The sequence below is a fragment of the Streptomyces boncukensis genome, assembly GCF_011045075.1.
Classification (GTDB): domain Bacteria; phylum Actinomycetota; class Actinomycetes; order Streptomycetales; family Streptomycetaceae; genus Streptomyces; species Streptomyces boncukensis.
The window spans coordinates 1-2,761 of sequence record NZ_JAAKZZ010000744.1; the positions used below are offsets into that span (position 1 = coordinate 1).

Here is a 2,761-nt window from a genome sequence, read left to right on the forward strand (position 1 = left end):
CCCCCACTCCTGGCGCCGCCGCCCGCTCGCTCGGACGCCGCGAGGGCCTGCTGCCAGAGCCGGGCCGCCTCGTGCGGCGCGCAGCGGCGCTCGGCCTCCTCCGCCGCGGCCCGGGAGTAGTACGCGGCACGGGGCGCGGTGGCCCGGCTGTCCGCGCGCGCGAAGTGGTGGGCGAGAGCGGCGAGCGCCTCGGGCCGCAGCCGCTCCAGGGCCTCGCCGGCCGCGGCGTGCCAGTGGGCCCGGCGCGCCGCCGAGAGATCATCGTAGAGCGTGTCGCGCACCAGGACATGAGCGAAGCCCAGCCGCCCACCGCCCCCGGCTCGGCCATCGGCTCGGGCATCGGCCCCGATGCCGGGGCCCGAGCCCGAGCCGCTGCCCCTGCCCGTGCCGGAGCCGGGGCCACTGCCGGTGCCGACGCCAGTGCTGGAGCCAGTGTCAGACCCCGCGCCGGGGCCACTGCGCGAACCGATGCCAGTGCCCGAGCCGGGGCCAGTGCTGGAGCCGGAGCCCGTACCGGAGCCGGGGCCACTGCCCGTGCCGGTGCCGGTACCGGTGCCCGAGCCGAAGTCAGTGCCGGAGCCGGAGGCGATATCGGAGCCAGAGCCCGTGCCCGAGCCGGGACCGCGGCCAGGGCCGGAGCCGGGGGCAGGGCCGGAGCCGGAACCAGGGCCGGGGGCACTGGCCGAACCAGAGCCGAGGCCAGGGCCCGTGCCGAACCCCGAGCCAGCGCCGGAGCCGGTGCCGGAGCCGGAGCCGACGTCAGTGCCGGGACCGGAGGCGATATCGGAGCCGGAACCAGAGCCCGTGCCCGAGCCGGAGCCCGTGCCGGGGCCAGGGCCCGTGCCCGTGCCCGTGCCCGTGCCGGAGCCCATGCCAGAGCCAGGGCCCGTGCCGAACCCCGAGCCGGTGCCGGTGCCGGAGCCGACGTCAGTGCCGGGACCGGAGGCGATATCGGAGCCGGAACCAGGGCCCGTGCCGGGGCCGGAGCCCGTGCCCGTGCCCGTGCCCGTGCCCGTGCCCGTGCCGGGGGCGGCTCGGTCAGGAATCCGGCTGCGAGGGCCGCGTCCAGGGCGTCGAGCACCGCGGATGTGCCGCCCTCCGCTGCCGGGCCCGGTAGCGCCGCCAGCACCTCGGGGTCGGCGTCCTCGCCGAGGACCGCCGCCTGGCGCAGTACGGTCCGCGCCGCCTCGGGGAGCCCGTTGAGCCGGTGCCGGATGACCTCGCGTACGCCCGCGGGGACGGCGTCCAGCGCGGCGGCGCCCTCGGCCGCCAGCAGCCGGGCCAGCTCGCGGACGAAGAACGGGTTGCCGCCGCTGCGCCGGTGCACGCGGCGCGCGGTCGCGGCGTCGGCCTCGCGCCCCGTCACGGCACCGACGAGCGCGGCGGTCGCCACCTCGGACAGCCCGCCCAGGTGGACGCGGACCGGCTCGGTACGGGCGAACCGGCCCAGCGCGGCGGTGAGCCGGGGCGTGATCCCGGTCGCACGGTAGGTGCCGACGAGGAGCACCGGGCCCGCGGTCAGATCCGGCTCCGTGAGCAGCGAGGCCAGCAGGTCCAGGGTGTCCTCGTCGGCGCGGTGCAGATCGTCCGCGACGAGCAGCACGGGGGCGTGGGCCGCCGCGGCGGACAGGAGCGCCCCCGCTTCCTGCCGCCGCCGGAACCGCCCGACGGCCGGGTCCCCGCCGCGCGCTGCGCCGATGCCTCCGGCGTCCTCCAGGGTCCCGGTCAGCGTGCGGGCGATCCGGGTCCAGGGCCAGCTGGCCGGCGCCCCCTCGTATGCGGGCGCCCGGCCCCACGCCGTCGTCCAGCCGTCCGCCGCCAACCGCTCCGCGAGGGCCTCGCCGAGCGCCGTCTTGCCCGCTCCCGCCTCGCCGGAGACGAGGGCGAGAAGCGGGCGGCCGGAACGTACGGCCTCGCCCGCCGCGTCCCGGAGCCGCGCCATCTCCGCGCCCCGCCCGAGGAGCCGGTCGCCCGCGCCGCCGGGCGCTGCGGAGCCTCCCCCGGCCGCGCACCGCGGCTCGGGGTGCGGGGTCAGGTGGGGGGCCTGGGCGAGGATGTCGGATTCCAGGCGGCGCAGCCGGGGGCCGGGGTCCACGCCCAGCTCCTCCGAGAGCCGCGCGCGGACGCGGCGCAGCGCCGCGAGGGCCTCGCCCTGGCGGCCCGCCCGGTACAGCGCCGTGGCCAGCAGGTGCCAGGCGCCCTCGCGGAGCGGGTGGCCGTGCGCGTGGGCCTCCGCCTCGTACGCGGCTTCCGCCGCCCGGCCCAGCGCCAGCAGCGCCTCGGCGCGCCGCTCGACGGCCAGGATCCGCAGCTCGTCGATCCGGGTGATCTCCGCCCGCGCCCAGTTCTCCGCCGCGCACTCCGCGTACGCCGGGCCGCGCCACAGGGCGAGTGCCCCGTCGAGGCGGTCGAGGGCCGCGCGTGCCTGCCGTTCCGCGAGCAGCTCACCGGCCGCGCCGACGGCGGTCTCGAAGCGCCAGGCGTCCACCGCGTCCGGCGCGGGGCGCAGCGCGTAGCCGGGCGCCGCGGTCACGAGCAGCCGCGCCGGCTGCCGGGGCCGCCGGTCGGGTTCCAGGGCGCGGCGCAGGTCGGCGACGAACGTGCGGAGCGCCGCCACCGCGCCCCGCGGCGGCTCGTCCCACAGGTCCTCGACCAGCCGGTCGACGGGTACGACGCGGCCCCGGGACACCAGCAGTCGGGCCAGCACCGCGCGCTGGCGGGGCCCCTTCAGCGCGACCGGCACCCGCCCCCCGTCCGCGCC

1 protein-coding gene is annotated in these 2,761 nt (G+C 79.9%); it reads right to left on the reverse strand.

Annotated elements, in window-relative coordinates; genetic code table 11:
* Positions 1-2,761, reverse strand: a 2,761-nt coding sequence (locus G5C65_RS38750) for an ATP-binding protein (RefSeq protein ID WP_206442619.1), incomplete at both ends; no start/stop codon positions are given.